The organism is Candidatus Saccharimonadia bacterium (assembly GCA_035544015.1).
Taxonomy (GTDB): Bacteria; Patescibacteriota; Saccharimonadia; order UBA4664; family UBA4664; genus UBA5169.
The window spans coordinates 1-17,445 of sequence record DATKIP010000093.1; the positions used below are offsets into that span (position 1 = coordinate 1).

Genomic DNA, 17,445 nt, shown 5'->3' on the forward strand with positions numbered 1-17,445 from the left:
GGGCGCCGTTGAGACCCACGAAGCCGCCCTGCGCCAAGCCCCGGTCGAAAAAGCCCGCAACGACGCCTACAACGCCACCCACGCCCGCGTCAAAGCCGCCGCCATTGCCGCCGGCCGAGACATCAAAGACGCCGAAAAGGAGGCCGCCGAGGCTGGCACGCGAGCCGGCAACGCCGCCTACGCCGCCAAAGAGAAGAAGGTCAAGGACACCCTCGAGACCGGCACCCCGGCCGAAGTCGCCGCCATGCGCGCCGAAATGGAGCAGTCGGCCATTACCGCCCAAGGCACCGCCGCCTACGAGTCGGCCGTCGACCAAGCCGTCGCCGCCGATGCCAAAGTCGCGGCCTTAAACCAAGCCGCCGCCTCCCCCAACCGCCTCGAGGCCGCCCAGCGCCTGGCTGTGAGCACCGAGTCCCAAGTGGCGTCCATCGCCGCCCAGCAAGGCGCCGACCGCGAGCGCTACGAGCTCACCCGCCCCGGCCAGGCGCTCAACCGGAGTTTCCAGCAGGCGGAGGCCGCCAGCCGCAACAAGGCCCGCAGTCAAATCATCGCCACTCGCGCCACCGAGGCAGCCAACGACGACTTCATCGTCTACGATTACGAGCTCGACAAAGACAACAACCGCATCCCCATCTATGAAATCGATACATCCACCGGCAAGCCGGCACTTGATCCCAGCGGTCCCAACGGCTTTAAAATTAAGGGCTACAAAGTAAAGGGCGAAATCCGCGACCGCATCAAGAGCCACGAAATCAACCCCACCACCATACCTCAGCTCGAAGAATTGGTGGAAAAATCCCTCACCGGCACCGAGTTTCGGCCCGATGTCGCCATTGCGGCGATGGATCGCCTCCACTACACCAACGCCGGCCGTGAGGCCCTGCGCCGCATCCAATACCGCGTCTTTGGCCGCACGGCCGACAAAGCCGTAGACGGTAGTCGCTTCGACGGCCTCGCCAGCGAAATTTGGGAACAGGGCATAGCCAATGTTCCCTATTCACAGGCCCCGGACCTCCATTCGGGAACCTCCGGCGCCTACGACGGCATCTCGGCCGAAGACTACGCCGTCGCCGGCTGGACCAGCAAGCGCGACTACCACGACGAGGTGCTCAGGCAGTACGGCAGCAATCCGGAACTCACCCAGGCCGCCATCGATAACGCTATGCAAATGCTCACCAACCAAAAACTCAGCAGTAAACTCGACGCCGACAACTGGCAAGAAATGTACCGCTTCATGCAAGATCCGCGGGTGGCCACCGCCGTCAAGGATTACCAAGGCGAAGATGCGCAAGGCAACAAGATAGAGGGCGTTGATGTACTCGAACGAGTCTACAAGGAGGGCAACAAGCAAAAAGCCGCCACCAAGACCCGCATCCAGCTTGTCACCGATGCCGAAGTGAAAGACTACAATGCCAGATTCACCCCCTGGCCGCCCAAGCGCATCCACGACTGGGTGAATGGCATCAGCGAAGATCAGGCCCGCACCTACAATGCCGCTCACCCCGGCGCCCACAAGCAGGCCGGCGATGACCCCCCATGGCAGCGCGGTCCAGGACCCCGCCGCCTCGATCGTTCCATCGACGAAATTCGCAAAATCCTGGAGACGGCCGGTCGCAAGGTGGCGTAAAATTGGCTACCGGCTGCCTAGTAAACCCGTCCCATTTGTGCTACTGTAGTTGAGCTATGCTACGTAAATTCGCCTTGCGCGTGCTCGTAAACTTCCTGGGCCTATGGGCCGCCGCCGAACTCATGAGCGGCAGCATCGACTACAACGACAAACTCCGCGTTCTCGTGGTAGCAGCGCTCATTTTCTCGATCGTCAACGCCGTTCTCCGGCCCTTGGTTGTCATTTTGTCACTTCCCGCTATTGTGCTCACGCTCGGCCTCTTTACCCTGGTCGTCAATGCCTTCATGCTGTACCTCGTCACCAAGATTTATCCCGCCTTCCATCTGCGGTCGTTCTGGACGGCGGTGGTCGCCACTGTTATTATCTGGATCGTGAACTATCTCTTAACCGAATTGCTGGAACCCAAGCATGCGCAACCTGTTTAATGCCATCACCATCATTTCCGCCATCTTCCTCACGCTGTTCATTCTCATTCAGTCCCGTGGCCAGAGCCTAGGGGCTACCTTTGGCGGTGACACCAATTTCTATCGTTCCCGCCGGGGCGCCGAGGCGGTGGTCTTTAACGCCACCATCGTATTCGGCGTGGTATTTGTGCTGTCGGTGGTTCTGAGCATTCTCCTCAAAAAGTAATGTTTAGTTATGTACGGTTCCGGTATCGGCGGGCCCTGCGCCGCTTGCGCCGAACAGTCCGCACCAGCCACAAACTGACCGCGGCCTACATCGAGCGCCACCTCTGGGGTAAATGGCATCAGCTGCGCGTAGTGCGCCGATTTTTGCTGCTGTGGTGGCTGGTGGCGGCCATCGGTCTGGTAGGTTTGCTCCAACAATTGGGCGCCATCGCTCAGATCGCTCAGATCGCGGTGTCGCTACCAGGAGGAACCTACAGCGAAGCCGCCGTGGGCACGGTTCAGACCCTCAACCCCGTGTTGCCCGAATCCACTACCACCGGCGACATCAACCGCCTCATATTTAGCGGTCTCACGCGCTACAACTCCCGGCGGCAGCTCATTCCCGATCTCGCCACCGCCTGGGAGGTCTCCAGCGACGGCAAGAGCTACACCTTTCACCTCCGCCACGGTGTCAAATGGCACGACGGCGTGCCCTTCACCTCGGCTGACGTCGCCTTTACGCTCGCAGCCATCCAAAATCCCGACTCGCGCTCGCCGCTGGCTTCATCGTGGGACGGCGTGAAGGTAGACGTCAAAGACGACTTTACCGTCACCTTTACCCTTCCCCAAGCCCTAAATTCGTTTCTCGACTCCACCACCGTTGGTATTGTGCCTCGTCATTTGCTCGAGTCTGTAGAGCCCTCGCTGCTGCGCGAGGCCGCCTTCAACCAGAATCCTGTGGGCACCGGCCCCTTCAAAATCAAAACTTTTGCCCCCTCGGCCAAAATCATCGAGCTCGCCGCCAATCCCAAATATTACTTGGGAAAGCCCAAAATAGACGAATTCCAATTTAAACTATATGACACTCCCGCCAAAACGCTCCAGGCGTATGCCCAGCGCCAGGTGACCTCGCCGGGCCGGATTTACCCCGAGCTGGCCGCCGAGGCTGGCCGCCAAACTGGTCTATCCGAGTACAACCTGACGTTACCCGACGCCCAGACTCTCTTTTTTGCTACCGCCGACCCCATTTTGGGCGACAAAGATCTGCGGCAAATCCTTTCCCGCTCCATCGACCGCGAGCTTGTGCTCGATGCCGCTACCGGCGCCCAGGGCACCATCGTGACCCAGCCGCTGCTGCCCGGCCAGCTGGGCTACACCAACAAATACGCGCCGGCCACACTCAGCCCCGCCGCCGCCCGCCAAGCGCTCGATGCCGCCGGCTGGACCCAAACCGGCGGTTCGCGCGCGACTCGCCAAAAAACCGGCACCAAACTCAGCCTCAAACTCGTCACCCTTAGCGGCGGCGAGCTGGAGCAGGCCGCCCGCGAGATCAAACGGCAGTGGGCTGAGCTAGGCATTGAACTCCAGGTGGTGGCTGCCAGCCGCGAGCAGCTTCAGCAAACCTACATGCGCCCGCGCAACTTCCAGCTGCTGCTCTACGGCATGAACCTCGGCTCCGACCCCGATGTCTACTCATTTTGGCACTCCAGTCAGGCCAAAGACCCCGGCATCAACCTCTCGGCCTACACCTCGGCCGACGCCGATCGCGCGCTCGAGGCCGGCCGCATCAAGAGCGACCCCCAAGTGCGCCAGGGCAAATACGATGCCTTCCTTAAGGCCTGGAATACCGACGTCCCCGCCGTCGTGCTCTACGAATCCGGCTACACCTATGCTACCAGCAATACGGTCGCTGGCCTCACCGCCCACCGACTCGTCGTCCCAGCCGACCGCTTTTACGGCGTCGAGCGTTGGACCGTCCGCCAACGCTTCACCCCGGCGCGCTAACCCTTCCGCCCAGGGGCAAATTATGCTAATGTAGTCCAGTTACAAACCCACTCGCGCGAGTGGTGGAATGGTAGACACGCTAGATTCAGGTTCTAGTGCCGGCAACGGTGTGGAGGTTCGACTCCTCTCTCGCGCACCAAGGTCTGATCCAATTTATTCCGTGAATAGAAAAGCCCCAGAAATTCTGGGGCTTTTCTATAACCCTGACGCCAGCGGCGCCCTTGCGCTAGCCGCAATTACCCCATGGACTGGTGTAGCTTGTGCCACCATGGTAGCCAAAGAATCGCACGCATTTACCCTTGCCATACTGCTTAACTGGACCGGCATAGTATTTGTAGTCGCCGGTGTCATAGGCCCAGCTTGAACCACTCGTTTGCAACCCTGCCGTGGTACGGGTTGGGGTGCCGACTTGTGTCGTCTTAATAGTAACCACACAATTATATGAGCCGTTGTAAAGTTGATAAACTACAGCGCCACTAAGTGCATGTGAACGTTGTACGGTGTAGCCAGAACCACAAACCCCTTGAGGCGTGTAGGGATTGGCCGCGGCTTGTGCCGGTCCCGCCAACAAGGCAGCGGGGAGAACAGACATGAGGGCGCTTATACCCAAAGTCCTTAGCTTGGTAAATGCGCGTATCTTCATGGATACCTCCTTTTTTATATTTGCAAAGAGTATGGCAAAACTTGCAGCAAATCATAGTGACTATCTCCAAAAATCTGGCACATCTCACCGAGGCTTGATGTTCGGGTGAGTCCATTCTGATACAATTTAATCATGGCACGCATCCAAGACATGGTTTGGCAGTCGCTCGCCTGGCCCAGCACCGTGGTGCACCGGCAGGTCGTCACCGCTCAGGCGATCGAGGAACACGGCATTGCCGCCGGCAAGACCGATCAGGGCGCCGTGTTCGCATACGAGTATAAATTGCTGCTCACGCCCGCGTGGGAGATCAAGAGCGCCAATATCACGTCGCTTTTGGATGAACGAACCATAGCCCTGCATCACGACGCCGGCACCTGGCGTGACGCCGCGGGCAAAACGCTTCATGAATTCGACGGCATACCCTACATCGATCTCTCTTTTTCGCCCTTCACCAACACGCTGCCCATCAAGCGCGCCCCATTTGTGGACGACGAAGAACTCACCATCGACACGCTCTACTTCGACGAAAACAGCTTCTCGCTCACAAAAGTGCAGCAGCGCTACCGCCGGCTCGGCCCCAAAAAATATCGCTACCAAGACGTCGAAACGCCCGATTTCACCGCCAATATCGATGTAGACGACGACGGACTCGTCACCGATTACCAACACCTCTTCGCCCGAATGCGCTAAGCTTGTCCTCAGATGCTTTTGGTTCTATCGTAATAAGGTTTTATTGAATTGAAAGGAGCCCTCGTGGCCACGTTCCTTGCCCGATGGCGTTCCGCCTTGCCGACCCGTCGATTCCCGGCTGGCAAATTAGTCGCCTCCACCGCCATGCTGTCGCTCCTGCCCACGCTCGCCAGCTTCTTGGGCAACCGCTACCAAGTGTCGGTGCAAGACCTATTCCTGCCGGTAATCGTCGACCTCCTTACGGCTGCCCTGGTGGTGGCCGTATTTTACCGCTCGTGGCGCAAAGACGCGCTGGCCGCCGGTCTCGCGGCTGGGCTTTTGGTGCTAGTGCTGGTTTCAAATTACGACGGCCGCCTGAGCACGATCTCCCCGATCTTTGACGCCGTTTCACCGTTTGTGGGCGTCGGGTGGGTCTACAGCTTGGTGTTTATGGTGCTACTCGGTGCATTGGCAGCGGCGATCGGGCGTCTCGCGAGTCGCCTCGTGCGGCTGCGCGGTTGGTCTTCGCGCGAAATCGTTCGCGCCGCCACCATCGCGGTGAGCGTCACATTCGCCATCCAGGTCGCAACCGTCGTCCAGGAGTTCGCCGTTGAATGGCCACAATTCTTCTACAAAGCCCCGGCCTTAACCACCACAGCAGCCGCCACCCCCGCCAGCCCCAAGCCCGATATTTACTACATTGTGCTCGATCGCTACGCCAGCCAAGACGTGCTAGCGAGCCAGTTTGGCTTCAACAACGACGAATTCATCCAATTTCTCAAAGACAACCACTACTACGTCAACCCGTCCGCTCACAACAATTACCCGTACACCACCATGTCGATAGCCTCCACGATGAGCGCCGACTACAACACATCCATCGTGCAGCAATTCGAAAACTCCACGAAACAAACGGTCATTCCCTTCAATGAAACCATCCGCCAAGCCCCCGTGGCGCAGACCCTGCAAAAGCTGGGCTATAGCTACAATCTCGTCGGCAATTGGTACGAGACCTCAAATGAATCCCCTGTCGCCGATCATACCTACCAGCAAACCGGCATTTTCACGCTACTCGGCCACACGTTTACTCTCGATAATTTCCCCAAGATCATCCTGAGCCAGAGCATCTTCAGCCGGTTTATTCAAGCTAGCCCCAGTATCGGGCAGTTTCAGGCCCTGCGTTACACCAATTTGGGCGATGTCGACATGGCGCACTACCAGCTCCAAACACTCAAGGATCTCGCGGCCGCACCTCCCGGCGGGCGCTTCATTTTTGCGCACATTTTGGTCCCCCACGACCCTTACAACTTTAATGCCGACGGCTCAATCTCCACCACTACCAACAGCGACAACATAGGCGCACCGGTGAAGCAGAAATATCTCGGCCAGGTGCAATACATTAATGGCCAAATGAAGACCATTTTGAGCAACATCCAATCCGCCAGCCGAGGTCAGGCCGTAGTCGTACTGCAATCGGATGAGGGGCCGTACCCCGCGCAGCTCAACGACGAAGATTTCGATGCCAACGATCTGGACGGACTCCTGCAGGCCGGCGACATGCGGCAGTGGTCCGACGCCAACCTGCAGATGAAGTTTGGAAATTTGGCCGCCTACCACATCCCGGCCGCCGATTGGACTCGCGACACCGACGCGGCCGACTCCGTAAACATCTTTCGGCTGATTCTCAATTCATATTTTGGCGCCGGCATGTCATATTTGCCCGATTGCTATTACGCGTATCCCAATGGTCGGGACAAACCACTCAGCTTCACCAGCATCACCACCCGCTTGACCGGCGCGGCCGAGGATAGCCGCTGCGGCGCCAATGGCGGCCTGAAGCCTTAGCTGGTATCATTTTGGCTGATGGTAAGTTTTTCCGGAGATGAACTCCTCACGCTAATCTTTCAGGTGGTGCTGGCCGCGTTATCGATCACACTAATGTACTTCGCGTTAAGGACGGGAAGATCCCTCGCTGTCTACAAGATCAACCTCGGTTTGTTGATAGTTGTCCTATTCGGTTTCGCAGTGCTCGCTCCCGATGATTTTAGTCTGAATGAATGGCCGGCGATACTCGCCTTTATGGCTGTAATTGTATCGCTGTTCGCCATCCTTGTAGGTAGGCGCCGCAAACGTGGAAGCCAACGGCCTTAAATGCTGAAGGATAATAAATAATGTCCGACGGCTTCACATTACCGGTTGCGTTTGCGCTTATTGCGGGCGTACTTGTACCGACGCTATCAATAATTCTCGTATTCGTTTCGATACTTTTCAAACGAGTATGGCCGTACGCAGTATGCCAAGGCGCACTAGTCGTTGCATTAACATACTTGGCCGTATATTGGATGCAAACGGATATTGATCCGTGGAATAAGTATTGGTCAAACGTCTTTGTTTTGGTTGGTTGGATTGCGGTGCTACTAGCAACCGGCATATTTTTTGCCAGAAGGAATCGCCAAACTCGGCATTAGCAGCATGGGAGCAAACTTCACCAATCTCGAATCAGCCCTCTTGCTGGCTATGATTTCCCTGCCTGCACTATCGATGTTGCTAGTGATCGTCGCCCTATTCATCAAGAAGACGCTCTGGCCCTTCGCGGGCACTGCTGGCGTGGTTTTATTGGTGCTTGTATGCTTGGCTTCGCCATGGCAGCAGGATTTTTCAGTAAGTAGCCTCGCATGGCATCAATACTGGACCGCTTGGCCAGTGCAACTGGGCTGGGTGGCTATTGTGCTGTCGATAGCGATAATACTTCGGAGAAAGCCTCGAGCACAGAGATAGTTGAAACAGGATATGGATATCGGTACGTACACATTTATTATTTGGCTCTTGCTGCCTGGGTTGTCGATTCTCTCGATCTATTGCGCCACAATCAGCCAGGTTAAGCTCGTCCCTTACTTTGTCACGGTTGGGCTAACCCTCATTACGCTTATAGGCTTGGGGATGCAGGATGGTTTCGGCCTAGACTATTGGCAGGCCGGGACAACGGTGCTTGGCTGGCTGTCGGTAGGAATTTCAAGTGTTATGGTGCTCGCAAAGAAGTTCCGCGTGCCGCGAAAATGACCCAGAATTTCACTGACCTCGATTGGCTGCTGTACTTTACCACATGGATCTTTTTGCCAGCACTCTCCGCTGCGATGGTGTACTTCGCCTTAAAACCGGGAAAATCGCTTGGTGCTTACAAAATAAATCTCGGTCTCGTAGCGATCATATTGCTGGCGCTAATACCTGCGCTAGATTCAGCCATCGGCTACTGGAACGCGGGCTCGCCAAAACTTGCGCTGCTAGCCATCGGACTGTCTTTGGCTATATTGCTCATAAGAAAGTTCCGCACACGGCACTAATCGCATAGAATCGACCCAAACTGAAGCCGCGGAGGGTTAGATCGTCGGGGTCCAACCCTCCGCCGCAGCCGCTAGTCAGCCTCGGCTGGCCTCGCCGTTACTCGGATGGCGGTTCCGCCGGGAAGCGTTTGATGTAGGTATACGCTCGCTCCCAGGGTAGGTATGGAAAATACTCCGGTGGTCGGTGGTTGTTCTTGAGGGCGTAGCTCGGCAGACCCTCCTCCACTACTATCCGCTCGTACTCCCAGCCAGGGTGTTTTTGCCGATACGCCGCACCGTATACTTCGAGTAGTTCTTCCTCGCGGGTCCAGCCGTTGAAGTCAAACACCCACACCCCATTGCTGGCGTACATATGGTGACCTGGCTGCTCTCCCCTGGGCTTGATATGGATGAGCTTGTAGCCTTCCCCGGTATGCAGCTCCAAGAACATATGCGCCAGAATATGGCATGCCCCGGCCGCAAAGAAAGCCCTATCCTCCCGCTTCCAGGCCAAAAATGGGTCCCGGTACTCTTCGGGAGTACGCTCGTACACGATTCCGGGTTGGTACACGATGTTCCCTCCTTGGTTGGCTGTGAGTTCTCACAAAATAATGTTAGCATAGTCTTGCCAAACATAAACCGAACATATATCATAGACCCATGAAGCAATTCGGCCTCAATCTCGATGATATGATCCAGTTCTCTCAGCTCATGCTGCGGCTGCAGGCTGTCGTGCGGGCCATCCATGTGCCCGGCCGCGACATTAAGGAAAATGACGTCGAGCATAGCTATCATTTGGCGATGATGGGCTGGTATCTCAATATCTCCGGCCGGCTTGGCTACAACACCGACAGCCTGGTGCGCTATGCGCTCATTCACGACCTGGCCGAAGCCTACGCCGGCGACGTCAGTGCCCTCGATGCCGCCGGACGCGTGGGCAAACGGGAGCGCGAAGCCGCCGCCCTCGAGCGGATCGACGCGGAATTTCCGCTCGCCGAAGAGATTATTGCCGCCGTCCACCGCTACGAAACCCTGGCCGACGACGAGGCCAGGTTCATCTACGCCCTCGATAAGCTCATGCCCATGGTCATGGTGTATCTGGCCGACGGCCGTACCTGGCGCGAGGAACACCAGGGTTTCAGCGTGATGCACGAGTGCCAGGCACCCAAAATCGCCGTATCTGAGCCGGTCAGCCAGCTCTATGAGCAGCTGCGCCTGATGCTCGTGCATCGCCCTCAGCTCTTCGGCGCGGCCGCTTAGCCGTAAGCATTTTGTAATTTTGCGGCGGCCACCGTATCATAAGGACATGAAGCAGGCCTACCTCAAAGAACTCGCCAGCCGCCTCCTCGGCAGTGTCACCGATACCGCCGACGCCCTCGAGCATTTTTCCACCGACCAAAGCATTTTTACGGCTACCCCCACAGCGGTCATTTATCCGCAAAACACCGCCGACGTGCGCAAAACCGTGCAATTTTCCGCCGAGCGCGCTGCCGCCGGCCGGCCCTTGCCGCTCGTGCCACGCGGCAAGGGCAGCGATCAGAGTGGGGGAGCAGTGGGGGAGGGCTTGCAGGTAGTGTTTCCCGCGCACCTGAACAAATTGCTGCGACTCGACCGCGACGCCGTTACCGTGCAGCCCGGCATTCTGTTTCAGACCATGCAGCAAACCCTCTACACCCACGGCCGGTTCGTGGCCCAGCAGCCGGCCGGCGCCGAATACTCCACGGTCGGCGGCCTTGTGGCCACCGGCTCGGCCGGGCAGTCCGCGGTCAAGTACGGCTCCCTGCGCGAGGCCGTGCGAGGCCTGAAGGTGGTGCTAGCCGACAGCTCGCTCATCGAGACCAGCCGCATCAGCGCCCGCGAGCTCAATCGTCGCAAGGGCTTCACCACCCTCGAAGGCGAAATCTACCGCCGTGTCGACAGCCTGCTGCTCGACGGCGCCGACCTCATCAAACGCCATCACCTCACCGGCGTGCCCAACACCGCCGGCTACGATCTCTGGTCGGTGCGCCGCCCCAATGGCTCGTTTGACCTCACGCCGCTGTTTATCGGCTCGCAGGGCACGCTCGGTATCATCACCGAAATCACGCTGGCCACGCTGCCCTACGCTCCTCGCACCACGCTAGCCGTGGGCTTTTTCGCCACCGTGGCCGGCGCCGGCGAGGCCGTAGCCCGTCTGCGCAGCCTCGGCCCCTGCGCCATCGAGCTGGTCGACCGCCATGTGCTCGATTACTACCGCGAACTCCGCCCCGATGACCTCACTGGCCTCGTCCCCGACCCCACGCCGGCCATCACCCTGCTCGTCGAATTCGACAACCACTCGCAGCTGGCCCAAAAAATCCGTAGCACCCGCGCCGAGCGCATAATGCGCCGTCACGGTGCCACGGTGCGAATCTCGACCGACCCGGTCGAGCAAGTCGCGCTCTGGAAGATTCGCCGCAGCACCGTCGCCACCTGGCTGTCGCATGGTTCCAAGCACGCGCTGCCGTTTATCGAAGACGCCGCGGTGCCGGTGGAGAAGTTGCCCCAATTCATCGACAAAACCTACAAACTCCTGCGGCAGCACGACCTCGAGCCCGCGCTCTGGGGCCACGCCGGCAGCGGCAACCTGCGCCTCCAGCCTCGTCTCGACCTCTCCAAGAAAAAAGACGTCGACAAACTCTTCACCCTCGCCCGCGAATACGCCGAACTCGTCATATCGCTCGGCGGCACGCCCTCGGCGTCCCATGGCGACAACCTGTTGCGCGCTACCTTCCTGCCCAAGCTCTATGGCGAAGAATTATACGAAATTTTGGCTTCAGTAAAGCATATATTCGACCCCCAAGATATCTTCAACCCAGCCCAGCTCACCGGCGCCACCGAAGACTACGCCCGCGCCCATCTGCGCACCCATTTCACCGCCAGTCAGCTGCACGATTACCACGTTTACACCTAGCTCGTATTAATCACAAGGAGACCCCGCCGTGCTCGTATCAAACTTACTCCGCCGTCACAAAACCCCCGCCCCCACCTTCGCCCCCGGTCTGTTTCTGGGCCTGCTCGTAGTCTTCACCCTGCTCGGCCAAAGCAAGCCGACCGTTGGCCTGGTAGGCATTGGCACCACGCTCATCGTCACGGGCACGCTCATCATCCTGAACCGCCAGCGCATCTGGGACGATTACCGCAAGGGCTATCGCAAAAGTAAAGGCCTCGCCGCCCTCTGGGCCAAACCCAACCCCGTGTATTACACCCTCAACGTGCTCTTTTTATGGCCGTTTATCGTCTTCTTGGGCATCGTTTGCCTGTGGGCCGCCTACATGCTAAGCTAACGCAGTTACAACCCAGCTCTGCGCGAGTGGTGGAATGGTATACACACTAGTCTGAGGGACTAGCGCCGCAAGGCTTGGAGGTTCGACTCCTCTCTCGCGCACCAAGGTCTAATCCAATTTATTACAGATAGGAATGCTTCCGAATTTCGGGGTATTTTTATTTTTTGCCAAGTCCACTTAGCTACAGCTCGCTATTCGCGGGAGCTGTAGCTGCCTTATATTCACGGCGGCCGCCAGTAACTGCCACGATTACGCTAAACGTAGCCAGCGCTAGTACGAGCAAAAGCGCAAAACGATACCGCCCCAGCCCAATGGCGGTGCTACTGGCAAACAAGGAAGCGACGACTGCCAGGATGATGCCGCTGCCAATCTGGAAAGCCGAGAGCACAATGCCCGATGCTAAACCGTGCTCAGACTCACGCGTTTGGGCCAGCCCCTTGATGTTGATCGATGGAAAAGCCATCGCAAAACCTAATCCTATAAATAGCTGAAGGATAGCCACCAATACCAGGTTCGGAACAGAATCGAGCAGTATAAACCACGCAAAGCCAAGCGTTTGCAAGAGTAACCCGGCAATAATTAACGGTATCGTGCCAATACGGAAGCTAAGCTTGGCGAATTTGGTGGCGCTCAGTGCTACAATGCTGCCTCCAAACGCAAACGACAATGCCGACTGGAATGGCGACCAACCGAGTACGTTTTGCAAATATAGTACGGCCACAAATTGAAACGCCACGTAGTTGCCTTGCATCAGGAAGGCCAGCAGTGACGCGTAGCTCAGGCCTGGTCGCCGGAAGATAGCTAGGGGTAGCAGCGGTGCAGCGGCACGCGTATGTTCGTGGTGCAAAAACAATCCGAGCAGCGCCAGTCCTGCGCCAAGCGGCCCAAGTGCGGCCATCGAAATCCAGCCATAGCTGGCAGCCTGGGCAGCACCAAACACGATTAACAGCAGCGCAACCGTGCCCATAACCGAGCCCGGCAAGTCAAACCGCTTACTTTTTTGGCTTGGCTTGTCGCGCTCTAGAGCCAAGGCGCCAATAGCTACTACTACCAGGGCAATAGGTGCCGGCAAAAGCATTGTGTAACGCCAGCTGAGGTTGCCTACCAGCCCCCCAATAACCATGCCGAGCGCAAAGCCTGCCGCCCCGGTAGACGAAAATACACCCAAGGCATGGGTACGCTTAGCTGGCTCCTGATGCAGACCCAGTAGCAGCGACAGCGCCGCTGGGCCGGTAAAGCCGGCGCAGATGCCCTTGATAATGCGTGCCGCTATGAGCAGCCAAGGTTCGCTTGTCAGGCCGGCAACCAGGCTAGCCAAGGCAAACAACAACATGGAAAGCAAAAATACCCGCCGCCGTCCAAACAGATCCGCCACCCGGCCACCCAGAAGCAGGAATCCACCGTAGCCTAGGACGTAGCCAGATACAATCCATTGCAGGCTCTGAGCATCCATGCCCAAAGCGTGCTGAATTGCTGGTAGTACGACCGCAGTGCTTGATATGTCCATGCCATCCAAAAACTGTGCAATACAAAGCAGCGCCAAAATGCCGCCGGTCGACAGTGCCAGCTGAGGCTTAGCCAGAACAGTACTCATACTTTTATCCCTCATTTACATTTTACCCACCTACATATACGCAAAAGCTCTCTTTATTGCAAGAACTGACTAGTTTGTTATATACTAACCAATTAGAGAGTCATATATTTAATGAACAACCCTCAAAACTATAAGCCCGAGTACGCACTCGAATTAATCGGCGGCAAATGGAAGATGCCCATTTTATGGCGGCTCGACCGGCCCGAGCCCTGGCGCTACAGTGAGCTCAAGCGTGATCTGGGCAACGTTTCGCACAAAATGCTATCGCAGCAGCTCAAGGAACTAGAGCGCGACGGCTTTATCACGCGCTACGCCTACCCTGTCGTGCCGCCCAGGGTCGAATATGCACTCACAGATAAAGGACGCTTGACCTTGCCTGCGCTCCAGGCGCTTTGTCAGCTCAATGCAGCTTTGCAAGATAGAGAGTGTAACCCTATAGTCATCGCGCCTTCCGGTGAGGTTGTCCTCGGTTAATGCAAGGCCTGTCGCACGTCTTCTCCGAAGGCTTGGAGAAGTTGGGTATCTGGCCGGATGGCGTTTGCTTCAATAGACATCAATCTTTCAAAAGTAAAGCCCAAATCCGTCATTTTACGGCAGAACAATGTCAAACTTGCCTCTATCGAGTTCCACCTAACGTCGCATTGGCGCACCATTTTTGAATAACAGATAGGAAGGCTCTCAAGATGCGAGGCCTTTTTATTTTGAATCGCATTTCTAATCTGTTGCATTGGTTTGATATACTTTAAAAAATGCAAAGAATACTCATTGTTGGCGTCAGCGGGACCGGCAAGACACGGCTGGCTCGGCGCATGTCTATCAAGCTGCACATCCGGGCAGTTTTACTCGACACGATATTTTGGAAAGAGAACTGGCAAGAAGAAGATCCAAAGGTTGTCGAGTCAAAAATCCGCCGCGTTATTCAAAAGGATACATGGATTATCGAAGGCTACATTGAGCCATTGGGTGCTGAGCGGGTTAAAAGAGCGGGCAAAGTAATTTACTTGGATTATCCAGGTTATATTGCATTTTGGGGAGGCCTGAGGCGTTGGCGTGAATTTCGGGGCAAGACGCGCCCTGAAATGCCTGCGGGAAATATTGAAGCGTTTGGCTGGAAGTTCCTTATGACGCTACTTAGGCGTGACGAGCGACCGGAAATAGAGGCAGCCGTACGAGGGCACGAAGACAAAGTTATCCGCCTAAAATCTTGGCGGGCAACAGAGGCCTATCTTAATCAGGTGGCTTGAAGTCGAGATCCTTTAATTTTGATACAGCAACAAAATACTGGGCTCAATCTGGTTCCACCTAACGTCGCACTGGCGCACCATGGTCTGATCCAATTTATTCTTTTTGTAGTAATTCCATATCTGTTTTTTTTGGTAAAAGAACTCTTAGCTTCGCTTAGGTAGTTTGATAATACTCATCTTGGTACCGATGTAGCGAGAAATTGACATTCTCGTACCATTTTGATACCATTTTGGTACTATGACTACCAAGTTACAAATCCCGATCGATCAAGACGTTCGCGAAGGCTTTGAGCGCCGCGCACACAGCTTAGGCTTTGATTCTGCTCAAGCCTATCTCCGCGTGTGGATGAAGGCCGAAGCCGATGGGCGCAAGCTCGACTTTGATGGCAAAGCCGTGGTACTCAGTCCCGAAGCCAATGCCCGCTACGAGCAAATGATCGTTGATCTCGACGAAGAAAAAAAGTCAGGTAAGGCCAAGGAATTTACCTCTGTGGAAGACTTTATGAAAGACCTGTAGGGCGTGAAGCCTATACGCCGCCACCGTAAGTTTGAAAAGAACTTTCAAAGTCGCATTTCCCCGAATCCAAAGCTCAGAAAGCAATTCATAGCACGTTTAGAGTTATTCAAGGAGGGTGTTCGCGATTATCCCTTGGATGACCATCCACTTGCCGGGACGATGAAAGGGTTGCGTGCGTTTTCAATTGGCGGCGATTTGCGGGTCGTGTATCGAGAGACCGAAGAGCATTATGAATTTCTCGACGTCGGCTCGCATAATCAGGTATATTGAGTAGCTTCTTGTAGGGCAGCAAAAATGCTGTCGTAAATGGTGTTCCACCTAACGTCGCATTGGTGCACCGAGAGATTATTACAGATAAGAAAGCGCCCCAGGAATGGGCGCTTTTTTGTTTGATCTAAATTTCGCATCTGCTGCTATGATGAAAGCATGACTGAAGATTTTACAGACTTGCTAGCGGTTGGCGGTAAAGCAAACTCACTTGGCAAAGTGAACGAAGTTATAGCGCTTGTACTAAACGACCGAAACCGACTCGATGAATTGTATAGTCGTCTATTCAATGAAGACGCATGGATACGCATGCGCGCTGCAGATGCGCTCGAAAAAATCTGCCGCCAGCACCCCGACTGGCTCCTGCCGTATATAGACAAATTCGCCAGCGACCTAGCTACCAGTAGCCAACCGTCCATTCAATGGCATCTGGCGCAGATCTATCGTGCAGTTGACCTAACGACTGAGCAGAAACACTTCGCCATAAACTGGCTTAAGCATTTACTTGCTACCAAAGATGTCGACTGGATCGTTGCAGCAAATGCCATGGATACATTGGCTCAATTTACCAAAGACGGTTCTTGTTCCGTGGCCGATATCGTTCCATTGCTTAAGATTCAGCAAAACCATAAATCGAACGCGGTCATTAAGCGTGCCAACAAACTAATTACGGAGCTGCCAGCGAAATAGTTTGGGCTACCCGGCTAATAACGGGAGCTCGTTGCCCTTCTTGTCCACGATAATTTTATCAAAGCGCTCCTCTTTACCGTCCACGATAACTACGCCGCCGGCGGCCGCATCGCGCTTGATTTGGATAACGCGGCCCAAACTATCCGGCGCCGGCTCCCGGTGATCTGCCAGAAACCGCTCCAGCACCGGCAATCGGTGGGCCTTCTTCGCCTCTGCCGATGCCGCGTCTGCTTGGCTTAGAGCTCCCGGTTGGCCGCATTCGGCGTATCCACCCGTGAGCGAAGATACGCCCAAGACTACCTCAGCGGACGGGCTGGTGGTGTCCGCCCCGCAAAACATTATTGTCCCAAATTCAACACCAGCCCGGTTCACGAATACTTCGGCCAACGGCGCCATGACCAAGGCCGGTTCGCCCTCTGCGTTCGTACCGGTATAGGTGACCTGCGTGTTTGGCAGAGCCCAGGCAAATTCGTCGCCGCCCTGGCGAAACCCCCCTCTGTCTGGCGGGATCAGCTGCTTGCGACCACGTCCGGCCGGCTCCCCAGTTGCTGGTGCGGCGCCAACTGGTTCGCAATGCTCGTTGCACCATTTGGCTGCTCTCCTGAGCGAGTCGCCCGCCCGCTCCAGGAGGCTATCTCCGACGGTATGGCCCTCAATATTGTTCGGCAACGTCAGGTTGCCGAGATCAAAGACACACACTGCCATCCCTGCACCTTCTGGGCTCTCGAACCGAGCTCTCGCCCCCGCAAAGGCATGCGGATTTCCCAGCCCGGTAAGCTTGTCTACCTCGGCTTTTTTTCGCAGATCCTCAGAGTGCTGATCCGCGTCCCCAGTATCTTTCATGATGGCAGTGGTTAGTTGAGCGACGTAATCATTTAGATCTGCAATCTCCACCTTTGCTGAGGCAAGCAATTCCTTAAGCTCATCGGCAGTGAGTTCTCGTTCAGGAGCCTTTAGCTCACCGTGTTCGGCGGCTGCGGGCGCGGGTAGATCAAGGCCAGTAGACCACCCCTCAGCTCCCCGGCTAGACGAAAATGATTCGTCCGGTGGCCGGGACAATGATTCAGATTCAATCATAATAACCTTAAATACCGTAAAGCATCATAGCATTTTATATAGCTCGACTTTTGAGCATAGTGGCGCATTTTAGCTTGAGTTCGCCCTAATCTGGAACAA

Annotated in this window: 21 protein-coding genes and 2 tRNA genes; 18 read left to right on the forward strand and 5 right to left on the reverse strand. The window is 56.1% G+C overall.

Annotated elements, in window-relative coordinates:
• From VMT30_06320 to VMT30_06340, 5 genes are all read left to right on the forward strand, one after another.
• On the forward strand, positions 1–1,627 hold a 1,627-nt coding region (locus VMT30_06320), incomplete at its 5' end, for a hypothetical protein (GenBank protein HVQ44554.1).
• A 56-nt stretch (positions 1,628–1,683) separates the two neighbouring features.
• The gene (locus tag VMT30_06325) at positions 1,684–2,052 is read left to right on the forward strand and encodes a phage holin family protein (GenBank protein ID HVQ44555.1); all 369 of its coding nucleotides are present in this window, start codon (positions 1,684–1,686) and stop codon (positions 2,050–2,052) included.
• A complete protein-coding gene (gene secG / locus VMT30_06330) occupies positions 2,036–2,257 on the forward strand; it encodes a preprotein translocase subunit SecG (protein HVQ44556.1) in 222 nt (73 codons plus the stop codon). The genes VMT30_06325 and secG overlap by 17 nt, the downstream gene beginning before the upstream one ends.
• Positions 2,257–4,020, forward strand: a complete 1,764-nt coding sequence (locus VMT30_06335) for a peptide ABC transporter substrate-binding protein (protein ID HVQ44557.1) — start codon at positions 2,257–2,259, stop codon at positions 4,018–4,020. The genes secG and VMT30_06335 overlap by 1 nt, the downstream gene beginning before the upstream one ends.
• A gap of 53 nt (positions 4,021–4,073) precedes the next feature.
• Positions 4,074–4,159: transfer RNA gene (locus tag VMT30_06340), tRNA-Leu, on the forward strand.
• Positions 4,160–4,246: 87 nt separating this feature from the next.
• On the opposite strand, the gene VMT30_06345 is transcribed toward VMT30_06340, so the two are convergent.
• On the reverse strand, positions 4,247–4,663 hold the full coding sequence (locus VMT30_06345; protein ID HVQ44558.1) for a hypothetical protein: 417 nt from the start codon (positions 4,661–4,663) through the stop codon (positions 4,247–4,249).
• Between the two features lie 132 nt (positions 4,664–4,795).
• Between VMT30_06345 and VMT30_06350 the strand changes: the two genes are divergently transcribed.
• From VMT30_06350 to VMT30_06365, 4 genes are all read left to right on the forward strand, one after another.
• The gene (locus VMT30_06350) at positions 4,796–5,353 is read left to right on the forward strand and encodes a putative glycolipid-binding domain-containing protein (GenBank protein ID HVQ44559.1); all 558 of its coding nucleotides are present in this window, start codon (positions 4,796–4,798) and stop codon (positions 5,351–5,353) included.
• Between the two features lie 63 nt (positions 5,354–5,416).
• Entirely contained in the window at positions 5,417–7,177 is a 1,761-nt protein-coding gene (locus VMT30_06355) for a hypothetical protein (protein HVQ44560.1), read from the forward strand.
• Positions 7,178–8,122: 945 nt separating this feature from the next.
• Entirely contained in the window at positions 8,123–8,392 is a 270-nt protein-coding gene (locus VMT30_06360) for a hypothetical protein (protein ID HVQ44561.1), read from the forward strand.
• The gene (locus VMT30_06365; GenBank protein ID HVQ44562.1) at positions 8,389–8,673 is read left to right on the forward strand and encodes a hypothetical protein; all 285 of its coding nucleotides are present in this window, start codon (positions 8,389–8,391) and stop codon (positions 8,671–8,673) included. Before VMT30_06360 ends, VMT30_06365 begins: the two co-directional genes overlap by 4 nt.
• 97 nt (positions 8,674–8,770) lie before the next feature.
• Here VMT30_06365 and VMT30_06370 read toward each other — a convergent pair whose 3' ends face one another.
• Positions 8,771–9,223: a hypothetical protein gene (locus tag VMT30_06370; GenBank protein HVQ44563.1), complete on the reverse strand. Its 453-nt coding sequence runs from the start codon at positions 9,221–9,223 to the stop codon at positions 8,771–8,773.
• 89 nt (positions 9,224–9,312) lie between these two features.
• On the opposite strand from VMT30_06370, the gene VMT30_06375 reads away from it, so the two are divergent.
• From VMT30_06375 to VMT30_06390, 4 genes are all read left to right on the forward strand, one after another.
• Positions 9,313–9,912 carry an HD domain-containing protein gene (locus VMT30_06375; GenBank protein ID HVQ44564.1) on the forward strand — a complete coding sequence of 200 codons (600 nt, stop codon included), beginning with the start codon at positions 9,313–9,315 and terminating at the stop codon, positions 9,910–9,912.
• A gap of 46 nt (positions 9,913–9,958) precedes the next feature.
• Positions 9,959–11,584: an FAD-binding oxidoreductase gene (locus VMT30_06380; protein ID HVQ44565.1), complete on the forward strand. Its 1,626-nt coding sequence runs from the start codon at positions 9,959–9,961 to the stop codon at positions 11,582–11,584.
• 28 nt (positions 11,585–11,612) lie between these two features.
• A complete protein-coding gene (locus tag VMT30_06385; protein ID HVQ44566.1) occupies positions 11,613–11,957 on the forward strand; it encodes a hypothetical protein in 345 nt (114 codons plus the stop codon).
• A gap of 20 nt (positions 11,958–11,977) precedes the next feature.
• Positions 11,978–12,061 (forward strand) — tRNA-Leu (locus tag VMT30_06390).
• Positions 12,062–12,138: 77 nt separating this feature from the next.
• Here the strand turns inward: VMT30_06390 and VMT30_06395 are convergent.
• Complete coding sequence (locus VMT30_06395) at positions 12,139–13,551, reverse strand: MFS transporter (protein ID HVQ44567.1); 1,413 nt, start codon at positions 13,549–13,551, stop codon at positions 12,139–12,141.
• 111 nt (positions 13,552–13,662) lie between these two features.
• Between VMT30_06395 and VMT30_06400 the strand changes: the two genes are divergently transcribed.
• Positions 13,663–14,025: a helix-turn-helix domain-containing protein gene (locus tag VMT30_06400; protein ID HVQ44568.1), complete on the forward strand. Its 363-nt coding sequence runs from the start codon at positions 13,663–13,665 to the stop codon at positions 14,023–14,025.
• Here VMT30_06400 and VMT30_06405 read toward each other — a convergent pair.
• The gene (locus VMT30_06405) at positions 14,022–14,279 is read right to left on the reverse strand and encodes a hypothetical protein (protein ID HVQ44569.1); all 258 of its coding nucleotides are present in this window, start codon (positions 14,277–14,279) and stop codon (positions 14,022–14,024) included. The genes VMT30_06400 and VMT30_06405 overlap by 4 nt on opposite strands.
• Before the next feature lie 21 nt (positions 14,280–14,300).
• On the opposite strand from VMT30_06405, the gene VMT30_06410 reads away from it, so the two are divergent.
• From VMT30_06410 to VMT30_06425, 4 genes are all read left to right on the forward strand, one after another.
• Positions 14,301–14,795, forward strand: a complete 495-nt coding sequence (locus tag VMT30_06410; GenBank protein ID HVQ44570.1) for a hypothetical protein — start codon at positions 14,301–14,303, stop codon at positions 14,793–14,795.
• A gap of 238 nt (positions 14,796–15,033) precedes the next feature.
• Positions 15,034–15,312: a hypothetical protein gene (locus VMT30_06415; GenBank protein HVQ44571.1), complete on the forward strand. Its 279-nt coding sequence runs from the start codon at positions 15,034–15,036 to the stop codon at positions 15,310–15,312.
• A gap of 3 nt (positions 15,313–15,315) precedes the next feature.
• Positions 15,316–15,582 carry a type II toxin-antitoxin system mRNA interferase toxin, RelE/StbE family gene (locus tag VMT30_06420; protein HVQ44572.1) on the forward strand — a complete coding sequence of 89 codons (267 nt, stop codon included), beginning with the start codon at positions 15,316–15,318 and terminating at the stop codon, positions 15,580–15,582.
• 156 nt (positions 15,583–15,738) lie between these two features.
• The gene (locus VMT30_06425; GenBank protein ID HVQ44573.1) at positions 15,739–16,269 is read left to right on the forward strand and encodes a hypothetical protein; all 531 of its coding nucleotides are present in this window, start codon (positions 15,739–15,741) and stop codon (positions 16,267–16,269) included.
• Positions 16,270–16,275: 6 nt separating this feature from the next.
• Here VMT30_06425 and VMT30_06430 read toward each other — a convergent pair whose 3' ends face one another.
• Positions 16,276–17,346, reverse strand: coding sequence for a GGDEF domain-containing protein (locus tag VMT30_06430; protein ID HVQ44574.1), 1,071 nt, complete (start codon positions 17,344–17,346; stop codon positions 16,276–16,278).
• Between the last annotated feature and the right edge of the window lie 99 nt (positions 17,347–17,445).

Bases quoted from the DNA above. Each gene is read 5' to 3' on its own strand.
- VMT30_06335 (HVQ44557.1), top strand. From the start codon at position 2,257: ATGTTTAGTTATGTACGGTTCCGGTATCGGCGGGCCCTGCGCCGCTTG.
- secG (HVQ44556.1), top strand. From the start codon at position 2,036: ATGCGCAACCTGTTTAATGCCATCACCATCATTTCCGCCATCTTCCTC.
- VMT30_06405 (HVQ44569.1), bottom strand. From the start codon at position 14,279: ATGCAACAGATTAGAAATGCGATTCAAAATAAAAAGGCCTCGCATCTT.
- VMT30_06430 (HVQ44574.1), bottom strand. From the start codon at position 17,346: ATGATTGAATCTGAATCATTGTCCCGGCCACCGGACGAATCATTTTCG.
- VMT30_06425 (HVQ44573.1), top strand. From the start codon at position 15,739: ATGACTGAAGATTTTACAGACTTGCTAGCGGTTGGCGGTAAAGCAAAC.
- VMT30_06345 (HVQ44558.1), bottom strand. From the start codon at position 4,663: ATGAAGATACGCGCATTTACCAAGCTAAGGACTTTGGGTATAAGCGCC.
- VMT30_06360 (HVQ44561.1), top strand. From the start codon at position 8,123: ATGGATATCGGTACGTACACATTTATTATTTGGCTCTTGCTGCCTGGG.
- VMT30_06365 (HVQ44562.1), top strand. From the start codon at position 8,389: ATGACCCAGAATTTCACTGACCTCGATTGGCTGCTGTACTTTACCACA.
- VMT30_06325 (HVQ44555.1), top strand. From the start codon at position 1,684: ATGCTACGTAAATTCGCCTTGCGCGTGCTCGTAAACTTCCTGGGCCTA.
- VMT30_06410 (HVQ44570.1), top strand. From the start codon at position 14,301: ATGCAAAGAATACTCATTGTTGGCGTCAGCGGGACCGGCAAGACACGG.
- VMT30_06380 (HVQ44565.1), top strand. From the start codon at position 9,959: ATGAAGCAGGCCTACCTCAAAGAACTCGCCAGCCGCCTCCTCGGCAGT.
- VMT30_06395 (HVQ44567.1), bottom strand. From the start codon at position 13,551: ATGAGTACTGTTCTGGCTAAGCCTCAGCTGGCACTGTCGACCGGCGGC.
- VMT30_06400 (HVQ44568.1), top strand. From the start codon at position 13,663: ATGAACAACCCTCAAAACTATAAGCCCGAGTACGCACTCGAATTAATC.
- VMT30_06350 (HVQ44559.1), top strand. From the start codon at position 4,796: ATGGCACGCATCCAAGACATGGTTTGGCAGTCGCTCGCCTGGCCCAGC.
- VMT30_06375 (HVQ44564.1), top strand. From the start codon at position 9,313: ATGAAGCAATTCGGCCTCAATCTCGATGATATGATCCAGTTCTCTCAG.
- VMT30_06415 (HVQ44571.1), top strand. From the start codon at position 15,034: ATGACTACCAAGTTACAAATCCCGATCGATCAAGACGTTCGCGAAGGC.